Here is a 17685-nt window from a genome sequence, read left to right on the forward strand (position 1 = left end):
TAAGGTATCGCCTTTGGCGATTTGATTTCGCTTCGCGGATTCCTTTTGTTCATTATTCATTTTTTTAAGGAGATTAAAATGAATAAGAGAATTTTATTTTTGGTATTGATCGGTTGTATGTTTACATCATGCGGAAGTGTTGTTTCTCGTAATGATGCCGATTCGGAAAAAGCTGAAAATTCATCTATTGCCGAAACAGAGACTTCGTCTGCAAGCATTGCGCAAGCAAATTCCGAATCATCAGATATTCCAGACACGGAAAGCTCATCTGCCGAACACACTGTGGAAGTAATAACCGAGATGAACGAAGAAGCCGCGGAAGAAAAAGCTCTGCTTACAAGTGCAGATGACCTGCAGCTTACCGATGTTGACGGCTGGGAGACCAATTATACCTTTGTTTATGACGGCGAGGTATATAACGCAATATACTCCACCGACAACTGGAAGATCGTAGATTCCTACAAGATAACCTGCGAAGCGGATATGATAATTATATGCGGGGCGCTGGCTGATATACACCCTATCCACGGCAGTGACGGCGAAAGCTACCGCGAGCCTGAGGACATGGCTTACGAGTGGATACAGCACAATATCGCTTACAGTATCCTGCCCGATGACAACAGCTGGAAAGCCAACGCCAAGGACGTTGATATCAATCCCGCCGACCAGAACAAGAGCCTTTATGAGATGTACAAAAGCAAAACAGGCGGAGATCTGCTTGAATAATATAATCATAAAACGTAATATATTTATATTGACACTTCGATGCAAAAGTGGTATATTGTAATAAACCAATAGTTAGTATCTTTTTGTTACAATGAGAGGTGAGCAACCTGTATTCACTTGAAAATTATGACAGACCATCTGTGGCGGCAGACGCTGTGGTCTTCGGTATCGACAGTATAAAGTCGGCGGATAAGAAAGCTCTTGACACGAAGAAGCTGAAACTTCTGCTGGTAAGGCGCGGCGAAGAGCCATTCATGGGCAGCTACTCACTGCCGGGCGGATTTCTGCGAAAGGGCGAGACCATCGAGGAAGCGGCTATAAGGGAGCTTCAGGAAGAAGCAGGGGTGAATGAACCCAAGCTGATAAATCTCGGGGTATACAGTAAGCCCCAGCGCGACCCCCGCGGCTGGATAATCTCCTGCTGTTTTATAGCTTTGACCAACACTGTTGAGCTTTCCACTGCGGCGGGTTCTGATGCTGAATCAGCCCACTGGCTGGACCTTGAAGCAACCAGCACCGAAGACGGTCTTACGCTGAAACTTCACGACGACGGCGAGGTAGTATACGAGAATTCATGCGGACGTATGCGGTCGGATAAACTGGCATTCGACCACGGCGAGATGATACTTGACGCATTCCTGAAACTGCGTGACGAGGTCATAAATCACGATATGATATTCGGACTTATGCCCGAATACTTCACCATATCCGACCTGCAGCAGCCATACGAAGCCATAACGGGGATACATCTTTCCCCCCAGGGATTCAGAAAAAAAGTGATAGGCAAGCTCGCGGAAACAGAGCTTTTCGATGAAGCCGCGGCACACAGGACATCGAGACTTTACCGAAAGGCGTGACCCGATAAAGAGGTGTCGGTATGATCGATAGATTCAAAGATGAATATTTTTTCCTGAGCAATTTTTACGAAAGCAAAGTAACTTATGATGGCATCACCTATCTTAACAACGAAGCCGCATTTCAGGCGATGAAGACTCTCGATGAGGACGAGCGCAGGAGATTTGCATTGCTTGACCCCGATGCTGCTAAAAAGGCAGGCAGAAAAGTCAGCCTGCGTGCGGACTGGGAAGATGTTAAGACAGATCTGATGTACGAGATATGCAAGGCAAAATTCACCCAGAATGATGACCTTACCCGCAAGCTGTTAGCCACAGGCAATGAAGATCTTGTTGAAGGCAACAGCTGGGGCGACAGGATATGGGGAAAAGTCAACGGACAGGGCGAGAACCGCCTTGGGATAATACTTATGAAGATAAGGGAGGAGCTTAGACAATGAGCAATTTCGATGCAAAAAAGGTAAAGGAAGACGTTATCAAATGGATAAGAGAATATTTTGAGGCAAATGCAACACCCACCACAAATGCAGTAATCGGCATTTCGGGCGGCAAGGACAGCTCCGTAGCTGCGGCGCTCTGCGTTGAAGCACTGGGCAAGGACAGAGTCATCGGCGTGCTGATGCCTCAGGGCGAGCAGTTCGATATTGACTGCAGCAAAAAGCTGGTGGCACATCTGGGTATAAAGAGCTACGAGATAAATGTGGGCAGTACAGTTTCGGCTCTTCTTAGCGAGCTTGGCAATGCTCTTGAGATCTCCGAGCAGGCAAGGGTGAATACTCCCCCGAGAATAAGAATGAGCACCCTCTACGCAGTTGCAGCCTGTGTCAGCGGACGTGTGGTGAACACCTGCAATATGTCTGAAGACTGGGTTGGCTATTCTACCAAATTCGGTGATGCCGCTGGCGATTTCAGCCCCCTTTCCGAGCTTTGCGTACGCGAAGTGATCGCTGTGGGTGACGAGCTGGGTCTCCCCTACGAGCTTACTCACAAAACTCCTATCGACGGTCTTTGCGGCAAGACAGACGAGGATAATCTTGGTTTCACTTATGCCGAGCTTGACAGCTATATCAGAAAAGAGACCGACCTCTCCGACAAGCCTGAGCTGAAAGCCCGCATCGACGGTATGCACGCAAGAAACCTCCACAAGCTTCTGCCCATGCCGAAGTTTGAATACGATCCCGAATAAGTTCATGATAATATTAAAGGCACTTTCCTGCTGCGGAAGTGCCTTTTTCGCTTATATAGTTTCTGTCAGCATTACAAGCAGGTCGCATATCTTTTCCATGGACTCCACACAGCAGTACTCGTATCTGCCGTGGTAGTTGTGACCGCCTGTGCAGATATTCGGGCAGGGCAGACCTTTGAATGAAAGGCTTGAACCGTCCGTGCCGCCGCGGATAGGCTGTATCTTGGGCTGGATGCCCAGCTTTTTCATGCAGTCAGAAACATTCTCCACAAGGAACATGAAATCGGGGTCTATCTTCTCCCGCATATTGTAGTATGTGTCCTTGACCTCTGCGGTGACAGTACCCTCGCCGTATCTCAGATTCATGATATCCACAAGTTTGGATATCATGGTTTTTTTCGATTCAAACTTCGTCCTGTCATGGTCGCGGATAAGATACGAGAGAGACGCACTTTCGGTGTTGCCATCGATGTTCATAAGGTGGAAGAACCCTTCCCTGCCCTCGGTGAATTCGGGCTTCTGTTCAGGGGGAAGAAGACTGTCGAACTCCGCCGCGATGCGAGCCGCGTTGACCATCTTGTTCTTGGCTTCGCCCGTATGCACATTCACGCCCCGCACGGTGATATCAGCAGATGCGGCGTTGAAAGTCTCATATTCAAGCTCCCCTATTCCGCCGCCGTCAACGGTGTAGGCGTAGTCCGCCCCGAACCTTTTAAGGTCGAAATTGTCCGTACCTGCGCCGATCTCCTCATCGGGAGTAAAAGCTATGGCTATCTCACCGTGCTTTATGCTGTCATCGGAAAGCAGACAGTGAGCCATGGTCATTATCTCAGCCACACCCGCCTTGTCGTCAGCACCCAGCAAAGTCGTGCCATCGGTGACGATAAGCGTCTGCCCGATATAATCCCTAATTTCAGGGAAGACCGAGGTCTTCAGCACTATGCCCTGCTCCTCATTCAGCGTGATATCTTCGCCGTCATAATTCTCGATTATTCTTGGCTTTACGTCTGCACCCGATGCTTCGGGTGAGGTGTCCATATGAGCGATGAATCCCAGCGTATGCGACCGCATACCACCGTCATTGGCGGGTATCCTTGCGTATACGTAACAATGCGCTTCGTCAAGATACACATCTTTCGCACCCATGTCTGTTAGTTCCTGATACAGCACCTTTGCCAGATAGAACTGCTTGGCAGTGCTGGGCTGGGTCTGTGCGTCCTCATCGGATTGGGTGTCTATCTTTACGTATTTTAGAAATCTTTCAATTACTTCGTTCAAAAAGTATCACTCCTAACAATTAAATTATAGCATAATAATATAGCATATTTCAAGCATAATAATCCGAAAAATTGAATCAGCATACTTAAAACAAACCCGAAAGCTATCACAAAACTTTCGGGTTATAATTATAGTATCATTTACATTCGGAAAAATACTCGGTCTTTTTTTGAAAACTACTTCTAAATTATTTATTTAAATTCATGATAATTGATGTAATGATTCCAATAATTGTTAAGATAACAAAAAAAGTCAACTTCGAATTAATTGATTTCAATAATTCATTTGTTTTATACTGTTCTAGCTGAATTGCTAAAATAGAATCATCTTTGGGAGTATACTTGTAATAAAGCCAGTTCTCATCAGTTATCTTTACAACTAAAAAATTATCACGGGAATCTTTATTATCTTCAAATTGCTCTTTTGATGATAATTGATATAGTTTACCATTAAATAGTAGAATTCTATCTTTATATTTGTACTCATGTAAGTCATAAATATTTACAGTATTAATCAACTCTGTGACATTTTCCTTGTTCATAACAAAAACTTAGACCTTTCTATAATATTTAAGCCATAATGAAAATTACAATTACTTATCTCCAAACGAAACGCCCAATGCCTTAGCATACTTCACCATCTGGTCGTCCTCAGGCACGAATTTCGTCTTTCCTGCAACATCTTCCAGCTTATTCTCAGATACAACTTCCTTTATCATTGCAACTGCATAGCCGTACTTTTCCTTAGCAACAAGCTCTGCCGCGTGTACACCGAATTTTGTAGCAAGTACTCTGTCATAAGCCGAAGGGCTTCCGCCGCGAAGCATATGACCGGGTATACATACTCTTGTCTCTCTGCCTGTCATCTGTTCGATCTGCTTTGCTATACGAGCGGTAGCGGTGGTAATGCCCTGTTCAGCACGGAGCTTAGCACGCTCCTTCTTCTTCATCTTAGCTTCTTCCTTATCGAAAGCGCCCTCAGCTACTGCCATGATGGAGAATCCCTTGGAATCACGGCGCTCACAGGCTGCCGCAAGCTTTTCGATATCGTAAGGTATCTCGGGGATGACGATCATATCAGCACCGCCAGCGATTCCCGAATAGAGGGTCAGCCAGCCAGCCTTGTTGCCCATTATCTCAGCTACAAGGATACGTCCGTGAGAATTAGCGGTGGAGTGCAGTCTGTCGATAACATCGGTGGCGGTATCCACAGCGGTATGGAAACCAAAAGTCACGCTTGTGCCCCAGATATCGTTGTCGATGGTCTTGGGAAGACCGATAACGTTAAGACCCTCTGAACTCAGCAGATTAGCGGTCTTATGGGTGCCGTTTCCGCCCAGTGTCAGCAGACAATCCAGCTTCTGCTTTTTGTAGGTAGCTTTCATCGCCTTGACTTTATCGACCTTATCGTCTTCAATTACCTGCATCATCTTGAAAGGTGTTCTCTTTGTACCGAAGATAGTTCCGCCCGTGGTGAGTATACCCGAAAAATCCGACTGGTTCATCTCTTTGCACAGACCATTTATCAGACCGAAATAACCGTCATGTATACCGACTATCTCAACGTCCTCGCCGAATTTTTCATAACAAGCCTTGGCAACACCTCTGATGGTCGCGTTAAGTCCGGGACAGTCGCCGCCGCTTGTGAGTATACCTATTCTTCTCTTCATATCTGATCATATCCTTTCTGTTATCTTCGTCAGTATTTATCATCAAGATCGTCTAAAAATGCCTGATCGTCATCATCGTCAAGATCCATACCAGTCAGCTGCATAACTCTGTTTTTGAGAATCGAGGAATTCTCTTCGGGAACTGAGTAGTCATACTTTGAGATACCGCCGGTGGACTTTGGTTCTTCACCCAGCTTGAATCTTGCTATCATGTTCTTGAGTATCAGCGACTGGCTTGAAAGCTCCTCACTGGCAGATGCTGTACCCACGGAAGCGGAAGTATTCGCTGAAACTACGGTGGATATCTGTCCGAGACCTGTATTTATCTGGGCGATAGCTTCCGTCTGCGCTTCCGATGCTTCGGAGATATTCTTTACAAGGGTCTGTATCTCTTCGGAGCCCTCAACTATGCTGCCAAGGGATTCCGCAGTCTTTTCTGCGATCTGTGAGCCCTTCTGTACAGCCGCCGAGGAATTCTCGATAAGTGAAGCTGTCTGCTTTGCCGCTTCGGCGGAACGTGAAGCAAGCCGTCTTACTTCATCTGCGACCACACCGAAGCCCTTTGAACCTTCACGGGCAGCTTCAACTGCGGCATTCAGCGCGAGTATATTGGTCTGGAAAGCTATCTCGTCTATGACCTTGATTATCTTGGATATCTCCTCTGAGGATATCCTTATCTCGTTAATAGCGCTGAGCATATTGGTCATATCGTCATTACATGAGCCGATGGCTTCTGCATTTCTGGTAACGATAGTATTGGCGTTCTTAGCGTCGTTGGCGTTCTGCTCGACCTGCTTTGAAACATCTTTCAGGGTAACGGAAAGTTCTTCTATCGCAGACGCCTGCTGAGTTGAACCCTGTGAAACCGACTGTGCCGAATTGGACACCTGCACAGCTCCCGTATTAACCTGTTCAGCGGCTGTATTTATAGATGCGAATGTATCTGAAAGCGAATTCAGGATATCGTTGAATGTGGTCTTTATCTGCTGGAAATCACCCTTGAAAGTACCCTCCATGCGGTGGCAGAGGTTGCCGTCGGATATCTGGTTCAGGGCTACGGTTATCAGATTGATGTACTGTCTCAGACATACTATCGTCTCTTCAAGGGAGCTTGTCAGTACGCCCAGCTCATCCTTTGAGTACCATACGTCAACAGGTGCGGAAAGATTGCCCTGGGCAAGCTCACGTATACGTGCAGTCGCAGATACAATAGGCTTTGAAAGACGTCTGGAGAAGAACATCGACGAGAATACCGTCAGCAGCAGAAGTATAACGCCGCATATAACGATCGTCCTGAACATACCCGAAGAAGTGCCGATAAAATCGCCCGGAGTAAGAGCGTATATCATTGTCGAATCAAAGTAAGCGGAATTGCATGTGCCAAATACATAGTTCTTATCATCAAGCTTGAACTCGCCCGAATCATCACTGCCCGATGTAACAGTTCTCAATGCTTCAGCAAAGGACTTGTATTCCTCATTACTGCCCTCTTCCCTTATTGGATTGAAACGCTTGAGACCCAGCGACTTGTCGGTATGCATCAGTACATTGCCTTCCTTGTCCACAAGGCATACAAAGCCTTCATGACCGATATCCGAAGCAGAGAAAATATCGTACAGCGAAGAGGTATCTATCACGGAAGCCGCCACGATATATTTTCCATCCCTGAATGCCGACTGGAGAATATAGAAGTACTGCTGCTTGTCGCTGCCACTGTCAACAATACAAAGGTCGCTGATGCAGGTCTCATTTGAAGACACAGCATTTACTATTTCTTCCCTTTTTATCATATCGGTCAGTCCCGCATTTGTAGAATAAAGGGTCTGACCCTCAGCGCCCATTATTGCGCAGGTTATATCTTCCCTGACATTTTCGGGAAAACCGTTCTTAATGACCTCGACCATAGACGCTTCACCGGCAGCCTGGCTGAAATCAGATGATCTGACAGACCTTGACATATCTGTGATGTACTGCTGAACAGAGCTGTCAAAGTTCTTAACGCCCTGTACCGAAAGAGGTTTTGCAGAACTCATTACCGAATCCTTGGTAGTCTTGCTGATGGCAGTTATCGCCACAGCATCGAGAACGGATATGATTATCAATGCCACAACGAACATTATCAGCATCAATTTAGTACCGATCGTCTTCATATCTGGATCCTCCCGTTAAATAATTTATCAAAATGCTTAATTTACCATTTCAACATATTTAGAGTATATCATATTTGCACAATTTTTTCAAGCCTATATTCGGCTTTTTTTGAATTTTTTTTGCCGAAACGGCATATATACTAAAAAACGCTGTAATTATAGTAATTATATAACAGCAGACATGGAGGAGATACAATGTTCAAAACGATAAAGCTGAACAAATTACTGCTGACCATACTGCTACCCGCAGTGATAGCCGTAGGTGCGGGGATAACAAACACCTTCGCGTCGCAGGAGAAAGAGCAGAAAAAGCCAGAAAAAGACGGTATTCCCGTGCCTATTATAATGTACCACAGCATAACCCTTGATGATGACTGCTGCGGTGAATATGTTGTAAGTCTTGACCAGATAGAAAGCGATATCGAATATCTCAAGGAGAAAAGCTTTACACCCGTGTTCGTAAACGACCTGATAAATTACGTTAACTACGGCGGTGAACTGCCTGACAAGCCGATAGTATTGACATTCGATGACGGCTTTTACAACAACCGCGAGTACCTTTACGGTCTGCTTAAAAAGGAAGATTACAAGGCGACAATTTCCGTTGTTGGTGATTATACCATTAACGCCTCGGAAAGCGGTGAGAAACAGTCGGCGCTGTATTCGTATCTAAGCTGGAAAGACATCACCGAAATGCGTGAAAGCGGCAGATACGAATTCTGCAACCACAGCTGTTCAATGCACAATCTCAGTGAAAGGCGTGGCATACTAAAAAAAGAGGGTGAATCAGCAGACGATTACCGCCACGCACTGATATGCGATATAGACGGTCTGCAAAAGCTGTTTGAAGCAAACTGCAGTTTCAGACCAAACGTCTTCACCTACCCCTACGGTTTTTACTGCGATGAAGCCGAGGATACCCTGAAAGCTCTGGGTTTTGAAGCCACCCTCGGAGTGGAGGAAAAGCCAAACTACATAATAAAGAACGACAGCGACTGTCTTTACAAACTCAACCGTTACAACCGCTCCGGTATGACGGACACGTTATCATTTATGGAAAATATGCTGAAAGACTTTTGAAAACAGTTGACCGCGGCGCTGTGATGGTGTATAATAATGGTGTCAAAATTCCCGTAAAGGAGATCATAAAATGAAGATATCAACTTTCGGCATCGCCCTTGCTGCCGCCGCACTGATGCAGCTGATAGCATTTGCAGATACAACCGACAGCATCATAATTAACGGAACCCCTGCTGTGGGTGAAAATTTCACCGTGACTGTCAAGATAGAATCCGACAGTGACATAGGCTATCTTAATTCATCACTGGAATACGATGACAGCGTTATCGAATTTACAGGCGGCGACGCATGGGGCGGCGGCGGACTTATAACCTTGTACAGCTTCCCCGGTGAGGACAGCGGTGTTATCGACTGTGTGCTGAATTTCACGGCAGTCGGCGAGGGTGACAGCTCCATCACACTAACCAACGGCTATGTTTTTTCGACCGACGGCTCAGTCCTTGCACAGCCCGCATCCAGCGCAAGCGTCCATGTTGAGGGAACAGCCGAGGATACTCCACCCGATACGAATGACAGCGCCGATGTACCTGACGATACCAGCGCATACGAAAATGTACCAACCGATCCGACCGAATCCGAAGCTGTCGATGATACTACCGATATACCTCAGCAAACTCAGTTACAACAGCCTGTAGTACAAGGCTACCTCATCGGTCTGACCTGCACCGCAGGTGAACTTTCTCCCGAGTTTTCCTACGATACTTTCGAGTATACTGTCAACGCCGACAGTTCCTGCGAGACCGCTGACCTGAACGCAACAGCGGCTGCATTTTCGGACACTGTGACCATCTCAGGGGGCGGAGAACTTGATTACGGCGAGAATATCCTCACCGCCACCGTTACCGCCGAAGACGGCACAGTGAATACCTATACCGTAAAGGTCATCCGTGCCAAGGACGAGAACGGAAACAAGTCGGATAAGAACAACTCCAGCAAAAAAGACAGTACCGAGGACAGATACAAAAAACTGCTGAATCCTGCACTGGCGATAATACTCATTACTCTGATAGTTGCGCTTTTCATTGTTATAAACTGGACGATGAAGCTTGGTAAGAAGAAAAAGAAATAGCAAAAGCAAACTAGTGGAAAAATGCCAAGGAAGAGAGCTTTTGGTCAAGCTTTTCGCGAAAAGCTTGCGGAGAGCTCGAGAGGCAGAGCCTCTCGGTCAAGGTGCAAAGCCAAAATGCAGAGCAAGCAATAAGAGAACAGCGAACTACCGCCCCTGTCAAAAAGGCGCGGCAATAACAAAAAATCGAGCGTATGCATACGATCGCATACGCTCGGATTTTTGATATTGCCGCGCCATTTGGTCGGACGTTTGCTGTGCTATTTATTGCTTTGTTGCCGCGTCGCTTTTGTTCCTTGAGTTGAGGGCTCTGCCCTCAAACTCCCGCAAGCCTGCTAGCGCGAGGCATATGCCGACGCAGTCGCATAAACCGTGCGCTTTGTCTCTTTGGCAGTTCTCCTCTAGTTTGCCGTTTTTACATAAACTCTATCCTGCCCGAAAACCTTGCCTTTTCCATAACAGCATTGAAATCATTGCACAGCACCGAATATTTAAGGTGCTCTCCTATCCTGATAGCCCCGCATCTCACCGATACGCTGACTTCTCCGCCGCTGTAGGGAACTTTACCGCCGTTCTGTGAAAGCACATTTTCCGCGATGGCAGTCACTTTTTCGGTATCATCGCTTTCCGTTATCATGGCAAATTCATCGCCACCCAGACGCAGGCATATCATGTTTTCATCGGCGGCTTCGTTTATCCTGCGGAAAGCTTCAAGGATAGCTTTGTCACCCGCTTCTCTGCCCAGGGTGTCGTTTATCACCATAAGGTTCTGAATGTCAAAACAGAGAACATAAGTCCCTACCTGCGACCTCAGATAATCGTAGAACTCACTGATATCGTATTTCTTAACTCTCATACGCTCATTCCTTTCAATATATTCGGGGTTCAGGGGCGGATAAAGCCCGCAGTCACCTTTCCATTGTTTTTTGAACTTCGAGGGTGCTATCCCCCACACTTTCGTAAAAGCGCGGGTGAATACCTCATGGGAGTTGTAGCCGAATCTCATGGCGGCTTCAAGGACAGAGACTTCCTCGGTCAGCAGAAGCCGTCCTGCAAGGGTAAGCCTGCGCTTTGAGATATAGTCTTTCAGGCTGAAATGGGTGCAGTACCTCCAGACCTTTTGCAGTGAAGACAAGGAAACAAAGCAGGCAGCCGCAATATCCTCCTGCGAGATATCCTCACACAGATGGGATTCGATATAATCCAGCGCTGTGACGAAAGTAGTGAACCCGTGTTCAAATCTCTCATTATCCTCAGCCATAAGAACACCTCCCGAAAAATATCAGTAACGTTACTATGGTCATATTATAACACAGATTTTTTGTTTTGTCTTGACTTTTTGAGCATTTTCTTTTTTAGGATTTTTTGTTGACTTGTGCCGTGATTTGGGCTATAATATGATTCAGAAAAAACATCAAACATGACAACAAATCGAAAAGGAGACAACCCCATGATAACATCAAATGAAAACAAACTCCATTTTCCATACGTGCAAAAAATGCTGTTCTTACCGTTGGTATTGATTGCAGCATTGTCATTTGCGGGGTGCTATTCCCCTAATAAACTCTATGATGAGGGAACGGTCACAACCCAAAACGGCGATGTTTTTGAGATCAAAAGCAGATCTGAAATAACAGGCAGAATGTATTCTATAAAAGACGGGGATTCACTGCTCCTTGAAGTAGGAGATGAAGAGATAAGAAGCTCTGATTTTGAGCTGATATACGATTCTGACAGAGTAAAAGCGTATCTGTTTTATGAGTGCTACATTCTTGTTTCGGTGAATAATGAGTCGTTTCAGTTAGTGGATGAAGATTTTGCTTTTGATGAAGTTCCGGAAGTCGATGAAATGATCGCTGAAAATCTGATCCGAAATGAGGGTACACTTTATAATTATTTTGATATTTTTGAACAAAGACAGTCAGAAAAATGCTCAGCCTTGAGGAGAGAATATAGAGAGAAGAATGATAGTAAATTAAGTGAATTCGGATTGCCAACTGCATCAGGACCAAGAAAAGATGTCTTAGATAATCTTGGTGAATATCTTTATGGATAGTTAATAAGCACCGCACGCAGTTTCCAAACACAAAACAGCCATTTAAACAGGAGCAACACCATGAAAAGACCCACCAAATATACCGTCATAAATAACCCGCTTGATGACTATGATTTCAGCTTTCGCAGATGTCACGCTGCAGAGATAGGCGCATACTTTTTTGCAACGGTGTTCGTCATATTGATCTCCGTTTTATTTGTCTGCACTGAAAAAGACGGCTGGAAAGCTCTCAGTGAAAACATGCACTATCCCATAGGCTTTTCCGTTCCGTTTTATCTCATGGGTCTTAGCATGACATACAGAATAAAGCGCGTGAAAAAAAACATTGAAAACGGAAAAAAGACAGAGGGTGAAGTGATATCTTACCGCAGGATACGCGTTAATGTTCGCAGCGGAAGTATGAGTTCCAAACCCAATCACACCTTGCTGAATATCAGATTTCGTGACAAAGGCGAACGGGAATGTACTATAAGTGTCGGGCAAAAATTTCCTGAAAAAGTGCTGGCTTCACCTTACTGCACAGTGTATATCCTGGATGATAAAGTGTTTGTCACAGGTTTCAGCCTGAGAAAAAAGGGCGATCCTAAATTCATTTTGAATTGAAAGAGTGACCGGATAACATATCCTACCCATTAAACAGCCCTGCCAGGGCTTTACCAAGCAGCTCCCCCGAATACTGCGCCTGTGCCAGTGTGTTGCCGTGGCTGCCGACTTCTATAAGCAGCGAACCGCTTGAAAGGTCTTGATTGTAGTACCTTGTGTCGAAAAGCACAGGTCGGGTCAGACCCTGAAAGCGGTTTTCTATTTCGGACTGAAAAGCGCAGGCGAACCTGAAATTCTCGCGGAAGTTCGGGATATTCCCGCTGCCGTCATCGGCACAGGATATTATCATTATCTGCGCCGCTTCCCTGCCGTCTATCTCGGCTACGGGGGCGATGCGTGTGCCGTCACTGCGCTCGATTCCGTCGCGGTGGATATCAAGGCACACCTTTATCGAAGGATACTCCGCCAGAATCTTCTGCACCGCCTCGCGGCTGGAATAGTAGGCGTCGTCATAGCTTGGGTAATCGTGGACGAGAGTGTCATGGATATAGGGTATACCCGCCGCGTCAAGCTGCTCGCATATCCTGTCACCAACGGAGATAATATTCTTATCACGCTGGGTGGTCTTACCGTAAAAATCGCTGTCGTACCAATCCTTGTCCGTAAGCTCGAAACTCTCTGTGGCGTGGGTGTGGTAGATGAGCACCACAGGCTCGCCGTCTGAAAAATCCGTATCAAATGGCAGACCCTCACTGCTGAGTTCAAGGAGTTCAGCATTATCATAGAGGGTGCAGTTTCGCACCTGACCACCTGTGGGTATATCGAAGAACTGCGGTTCATCACTGCGCAGATAGGTGTACTTTTGTATTGCACCGTCATGGTCGGTGAGGTCTTCGGGGTATGGTATCATGCCGCTTACATCTTCCGCAGGTAGAGGACTGGGTATCTCAGCACTGACCCGCTCGGGCTCACGTTCTGTCTGTGCAAGAGCAATGTCCCAGTAACTTCGTGACGAAATATCTGCCCCCGCAGGGAGCGTATTCCCTCGTATTTTTTGGTAACTACCTCGGTCTATCACGAGAAGCTTCGAAGCACCCTCGCATACCGCCGTAATACCATCGGAGTGTTTTGCAGCGTGGAAAATGCACATGGGTACAACGAACACTGCGAATATACAAAGCAAAGCCCTCGTACAAACTGTTTTAAGTCCCATAAAACCACCTCGGTAAATATATATTCGGGACAGGCTGTTTTATTCCATGCGGTAACACTTCCCCCACGCCCCGAATATACTATACCAAAACGGGAGGGCTTATGGACTACCTGATACTTGTAAACAAATTTGAACCGATTCCCCCGGGCTGGGCTGACAACCTGAAACTACGGAAGGCAGGCGGAAAACTTTTCGAGGAGAAGACAGCAATTGCGCTTGAAAAGCTTCTGAAGGAAGCTAAGTCCGACGGCATCGGGATAGAAGTCATCTCCGGATATCGTTCCGATGACTATCAGCAGATGCTCTGGGAAAAGGAAATAAACCGACACATGGGCTGCGGGATGAATTACGCATCAGCGGTTGCGGAGACAGGAAAAACTCTTGCCCTGCCCGGGTGCAGTGAACACGGCACAGGTCTGGCGGCTGATTTGGGCACTTCCGGTGCTGATGATATCGAACCTGATTTCCACAAGAACGCCGAGGGAAAATGGCTCTCGCGGAAAGCAAGCAAATTTGGTTTTATACTGCGCTATCCCCGAATGAAAGAGCACATCACGGGCATAGATTTTGAGCCGTGGCATTACCGCTACGTCGGCAGAAGACCCGCCGAGATCATCACCGAAAGCGGCATCTGCCTTGAGGAATTTTTGCACTTTTACTCAAATAAATATACTTTATGCTGAAAAGTATGTGAAATACTTGACTTTGCTTTGTGAATGTAGTATAATAATAAAAACTCAGAGAGAGGATGTGCAAACAATGGAAAAGAAACGTTCCGAGAAAAAATCATTCTGGTGTTTGATGAGTGCACTGCTGCTGGTAGTTGGGTCAACAGCGTATATCGTATACAGATACTTCGAGGAAAAAGAGCACTACGAAAAGTGGAAAGATTATGAAGAATGCGGCATCTGATGCCTAAAGATATCGGTCGGGAAACAATCCCGACCGATTTTTTTTGCGTGTATAAAACAAAAAGGCAGTCTATTGACTGCCTCCTGCTTGTGTAAAAATTTTGGAGAGGATGAAACGAGCTAAGAGTAATTTCTTAGTGTTCATTCTTTTCTTTCTTTGTTCTACAATGAATATTATAGAACAAACAAGCGATTTTTACAAGAACAAAGCTATTACATATGGCTACATTTATATTACAAATGATTTCAAAATGTAACTATTCTGTTTCAAAAGCGATATTTTCATAATTTGCAATCGATTTTCAGAGTCTTCCTGTCATTGAATTCGATGCCGTCGGAAAGGGTGATCTTAAACTTCTGATCCTCTGAAAAACCAATGGTTTCGCCGTCATCAAGTATCACATCGCCTTCAACGATATAGCTGACTATAGCCAGCATAAAGCTCAGGAATTCGTGGGGCGAACCGCTATAATTCAGGAACTCCATCTCCAGCTTCTTGAAATTCTCCATACCCATGGTATATCCGCGGAGTTTTCCATCATCGTTGGCTAGACCCAGCCATACGAAGTCAAGAAGAGGAAGTGCATCAGCTTTTAACATATCCGCATTCTGGCGATAGAAAGCGGGAGCATATACCGTGCCGTTTGTATAGATACCTATGGTATTGTCATCGATACAGCTATCGCAGACTTTTACAAAGGTCTTCGCACGTTCCATGACACTCATGCCATTGCATACGCTCACAACGATCTGAGCGGTATGCTTTGCGACCTCCTGCTGTGCATCGGGCCAGAGGAAATTAAACACCGCATTCTGTTCAGCTTCGCCGTTGGGTACAGGTGTCGGGTAATACGCGAGAGAAACAAGATAATCGCCTGCGTTGAATACGAAAATCTTTTCATCATCCTTATTTTCAAGATTCTTGGGTTCGATATCCCACTTCTCTTTCAGTCTGCTGAAAAAAGCTTCCTGATCCCATTCGGCATCGCGCAGAAGCACGAAACCGAGAAAATTACTGTTTCCAAACATATCAGTACTCCGCACCATACTGCGCACGGTAAGCGCGCATTGCATCGAGGTACTCCTTTCCTTCAACTACGCCGTCCTCGATAGCCTTGATGATATCGTTGATATTAACGATGGAATAAACCTTCACACCGTAGTCCTTATACGCCTGCTGTACTGCAGAGAAGTCGGTATCAAGGGCTTTTTCCATACGGTCAACAGTGATGACCATGCCTGTTACGTTAACGTCAGCCGCACTTTTCAGCTTGGGCATGGATTCGCCCAGCGCCTTGCCCGAAGTCATAACATCGTCGATTATGACCACCTTTTCGCCGTCGGTCAGCTTCTTACCAACGAACATACCGCCCTCGCCGTGATCCTTAGCTTCCTTTCTGTCGAAACAGTAGGAAACATCATAGCCGAACTTATTGCTGAGTGCCACAACAGCGGAAACTGCCAGCGGGATACCCTTGTATGCAGGTCCGAAAAGTGTCTCAACGGGGATATCGTTATCCTTTATGCACTCGGCATAGTACTCGCCCAGCTTAGCCAGCTGTGCGCCTGTCTTATAGTTGCCGCAGTTGATGAAATAGGGAGCCTTTCTGCCGCTTTTCAGAGTGAACTCACCGAAAGTCAGCACTCCGCTGTCAACCATGAACTTGATAAATTCTTCTTTGTAAGTCATAAAATACGATCCTTTCCGATTTTAACTTGATAGTATGATTATACCATATAGTACCGATTTAGTCAATGCGATTATATGAACAAATCGGCTTTTGTCACGGGTCACAGAACCACCTGATCCTTGCCGTGGGTCTTGCCGTAATACAGTTTTTCATCGGAATTTGATATCCAGCCGTCATTTGAAAGTCCGCTTTCATAATGTGTCGCACCTATGGTGACTGTAACATGGAGTTTGTGGTTTTCAAAACTGAATTCTTCCTCAGATATCTTCGTCCTCAATGTTTCAAGTATTTCTTTTTCATTATTATGTATAGTGGAGAGTATTATAAACTCCTCTCCGCCCCATCGGCATACTATACAATCCTTGCAGTTCTTTTTTGTGATATACGATATCTGTTTCAGGATATAGTCACCGCAATTGTGTCCGTAGGTGTCGTTGACTTTTTTGAAATCATCGATATCAAGGATAGCCAGCCAGCGGTCTTCGGGAGAACCTACCTCCATATGTTCCATGGAAGTAAGCAGGAAATGACGGTTGTAAAGTCCCGTCAGATTGTCTATCAGCGCCATCTGTTCAAGCTTTTCCTCGGATTGGATAGCTACATTGTGGAAAAGCACCATGTAGATCAGCACGATGCCGAAAGTTGCCGCGGAGTTAAAGGCTATAAGTATATCCACTGCAAGTTTAGGGATATCGTAAAGAGGTTCGTGGGTACGGGCATATATGTAACCTCCCGTATAAACAGCCACATGGATTGCCAGCATAAGTACAAAAGGAAGTTCCTTTTTAAGAACCCTGTTGTGAAGATAACCGCTGTAGCTTATGCACGCCAGCATTCCCAGTGCAAACAGCTGGAATGCCGCTTCGGTGCCGACGCATACCAGCCCGACTATCATAAATCCCAGGATCACCGTGCATATTATCACCGTTGATATAAGATAATGCTTCTTCAGGATAAGATAGATATTTGTGGTGTTGATGACAAGCTTGACATATACCACATATCGCATCAGCGGCATATCGGTGCATATGGCGACAAGCAGGAAGAAGACATCGGTAAACAGCAGAAAACCGCCAAAAAACAGGGTGAGTTTTTCTATCAGAACCGTATTTTTTATCGTTCTATTCATATTCATAAAAACACTCCTTGGCTGAAAAAGAGCAATTGTTGAATTTAGCAGTAAGAATAGCGCATGAAATTAATTATTTACTATTATACCACATATCACTAACTTATTCAATAGTTTGTGGATATTTTTATAA

General features: G+C 45.7%; 19 protein-coding genes. 10 read left to right on the plus strand and 9 right to left on the minus strand.

Annotated elements, in window-relative coordinates:
* Positions 1-78: 78 nt before the first annotated feature.
* From BMY75_RS01740 to nadE, 4 genes are all read left to right on the plus strand, one after another.
* The gene (locus BMY75_RS01740; protein ID WP_074828793.1) at positions 79-726 is read left to right on the plus strand and encodes a hypothetical protein; all 648 of its coding nucleotides are present in this window, start codon (positions 79-81) and stop codon (positions 724-726) included.
* A gap of 98 nt (positions 727-824) precedes the next feature.
* The gene (locus BMY75_RS01745) at positions 825-1583 is read left to right on the plus strand and encodes an NUDIX hydrolase (RefSeq protein WP_074828795.1); all 759 of its coding nucleotides are present in this window, start codon (positions 825-827) and stop codon (positions 1581-1583) included.
* A gap of 20 nt (positions 1584-1603) precedes the next feature.
* Complete coding sequence (locus tag BMY75_RS01750) at positions 1604-2020, plus strand: NADAR family protein (protein ID WP_074828798.1); 417 nt, start codon at positions 1604-1606, stop codon at positions 2018-2020.
* A complete protein-coding gene (nadE, locus tag BMY75_RS01755; RefSeq protein WP_074828802.1) occupies positions 2017-2766 on the plus strand; it encodes an NAD(+) synthase in 750 nt (249 codons plus the stop codon). Before BMY75_RS01750 ends, nadE begins: the two co-directional genes overlap by 4 nt.
* A gap of 51 nt (positions 2767-2817) precedes the next feature.
* On the opposite strand, the gene pepT is transcribed toward nadE, so the two are convergent.
* The 4 genes from pepT to BMY75_RS01775 all read right to left on the minus strand — a co-directional run bounded on the left by pepT (position 2818) and on the right by BMY75_RS01775 (position 7863).
* Positions 2818-4044 (minus strand): peptidase T, encoded by a 1227-nt coding sequence (gene pepT / locus BMY75_RS01760; protein WP_074828805.1) that lies wholly within the window; start codon positions 4042-4044, stop codon positions 2818-2820.
* A 187-nt stretch (positions 4045-4231) separates the two neighbouring features.
* Positions 4232-4585 carry a hypothetical protein gene (locus BMY75_RS01765; protein ID WP_074828807.1) on the minus strand — a complete coding sequence of 118 codons (354 nt, stop codon included), beginning with the start codon at positions 4583-4585 and terminating at the stop codon, positions 4232-4234.
* A gap of 51 nt (positions 4586-4636) precedes the next feature.
* Positions 4637-5713, minus strand: a complete 1077-nt coding sequence (locus BMY75_RS01770) for a 6-phosphofructokinase (RefSeq protein ID WP_074828811.1) — start codon at positions 5711-5713, stop codon at positions 4637-4639.
* Between the two features lie 29 nt (positions 5714-5742).
* Positions 5743-7863: a methyl-accepting chemotaxis protein gene (locus BMY75_RS01775; RefSeq protein WP_074828815.1), complete on the minus strand. Its 2121-nt coding sequence runs from the start codon at positions 7861-7863 to the stop codon at positions 5743-5745.
* A gap of 195 nt (positions 7864-8058) precedes the next feature.
* Here BMY75_RS01775 and BMY75_RS01780 point away from each other — a divergent pair, with 195 nt between their 5' ends.
* Complete coding sequence (locus BMY75_RS01780; protein ID WP_074828818.1) at positions 8059-8943, plus strand: polysaccharide deacetylase family protein; 885 nt, start codon at positions 8059-8061, stop codon at positions 8941-8943.
* Positions 8944-9013: 70 nt separating this feature from the next.
* Complete coding sequence (locus BMY75_RS01785; RefSeq protein ID WP_074828820.1) at positions 9014-10012, plus strand: cadherin-like beta sandwich domain-containing protein; 999 nt, start codon at positions 9014-9016, stop codon at positions 10010-10012.
* Between the two features lie 412 nt (positions 10013-10424).
* Here BMY75_RS01785 and BMY75_RS01790 read toward each other — a convergent pair whose 3' ends face one another.
* Positions 10425-11270, minus strand: a complete 846-nt coding sequence (locus BMY75_RS01790; protein ID WP_074828824.1) for a helix-turn-helix domain-containing protein — start codon at positions 11268-11270, stop codon at positions 10425-10427.
* A 189-nt stretch (positions 11271-11459) separates the two neighbouring features.
* On the opposite strand from BMY75_RS01790, the gene BMY75_RS01795 reads away from it, so the two are divergent.
* Entirely contained in the window at positions 11460-12065 is a 606-nt protein-coding gene (locus BMY75_RS01795) for a hypothetical protein (RefSeq protein ID WP_074828828.1), read from the plus strand.
* 60 nt (positions 12066-12125) lie between these two features.
* Complete coding sequence (locus BMY75_RS01800; RefSeq protein WP_074828831.1) at positions 12126-12668, plus strand: hypothetical protein; 543 nt, start codon at positions 12126-12128, stop codon at positions 12666-12668.
* 22 nt (positions 12669-12690) lie between these two features.
* Here the strand turns inward: BMY75_RS01800 and spoIIP are convergent, their stop codons facing one another.
* Complete coding sequence (gene spoIIP / locus BMY75_RS01805) at positions 12691-13821, minus strand: stage II sporulation protein P (RefSeq protein WP_074828834.1); 1131 nt, start codon at positions 13819-13821, stop codon at positions 12691-12693.
* Between the two features lie 101 nt (positions 13822-13922).
* On the opposite strand from spoIIP, the gene BMY75_RS01810 reads away from it, so the two are divergent.
* Positions 13923-14504, plus strand: coding sequence for a M15 family metallopeptidase (locus BMY75_RS01810; RefSeq protein ID WP_074828837.1), 582 nt, complete (start codon positions 13923-13925; stop codon positions 14502-14504).
* 76 nt (positions 14505-14580) lie between these two features.
* Complete coding sequence (locus tag BMY75_RS17835; RefSeq protein ID WP_170844230.1) at positions 14581-14733, plus strand: hypothetical protein; 153 nt, start codon at positions 14581-14583, stop codon at positions 14731-14733.
* Between the two features lie 281 nt (positions 14734-15014).
* On the opposite strand, the gene BMY75_RS01815 is transcribed toward BMY75_RS17835, so the two are convergent.
* From BMY75_RS01815 to BMY75_RS01825, 3 genes are all read right to left on the minus strand, one after another.
* Complete coding sequence (locus BMY75_RS01815; RefSeq protein ID WP_074828842.1) at positions 15015-15761, minus strand: DUF4261 domain-containing protein; 747 nt, start codon at positions 15759-15761, stop codon at positions 15015-15017.
* Position 15762: 1 nt separating this feature from the next.
* Positions 15763-16422, minus strand: a complete 660-nt coding sequence (gene pyrE, locus BMY75_RS01820) for an orotate phosphoribosyltransferase (RefSeq protein WP_074828844.1) — start codon at positions 16420-16422, stop codon at positions 15763-15765.
* Between the two features lie 101 nt (positions 16423-16523).
* A complete protein-coding gene (locus BMY75_RS01825) occupies positions 16524-17558 on the minus strand; it encodes a GGDEF domain-containing protein (RefSeq protein ID WP_242940142.1) in 1035 nt (344 codons plus the stop codon).
* Positions 17559-17685: the final 127 nt, after the last annotated feature.

Source organism: Hominimerdicola alba, from assembly GCF_900109655.1.
GTDB classification, from domain to species: Bacteria; Bacillota; Clostridia; order Oscillospirales; family Ruminococcaceae; genus Hominimerdicola; species Hominimerdicola alba_B.